Annotated in this window: 1 protein-coding gene and 1 pseudogene; one reads left to right on the plus strand and one right to left on the minus strand. The window is 45.9% G+C overall.

Annotated elements, in window-relative coordinates:
• On the plus strand, positions 1-201 hold a 201-nt coding region (locus ACLD9W_RS12625), incomplete at its 5' end, for a hypothetical protein (protein WP_410842312.1).
• On the opposite strand, the pseudogene ACLD9W_RS12630 reads toward ACLD9W_RS12625, so the two are convergent.
• Positions 202-283: pseudogene (locus tag ACLD9W_RS12630) on the minus strand (IS1595 family transposase); the annotation flags it as partial.

Consider the following 283-nt stretch of genomic DNA (forward strand, 5'->3'; position numbering starts at 1 on the left):
GTGATTATTTTGCCGAAAACGGTACCACCGAAAACGGTATCCAAACGGCTTGATTTGAGTTTTGGTATTTTTGCCCGACGGGGTGAAAAATACAGTTGCTACGGGCTTTGGGGTTCAGGCCGTCTGAAACACCCCCACCCAACCCTCCCCCGCGCGGGGCGCAGGATAGGGCTTGAAAACGTTTGGGGCTGTCCTAGATAACTAGGATAAATTATCTATTACCAATTGTTTCAAAATGGAAATTTGAACTTTTATTTCACTGTTGTTAAAACGCCATTCGCAC

This window comes from Neisseria sp. WLZKY-1, assembly GCF_046546535.1.
Taxonomy (GTDB): domain Bacteria; phylum Pseudomonadota; class Gammaproteobacteria; order Burkholderiales; family Neisseriaceae; genus Neisseria.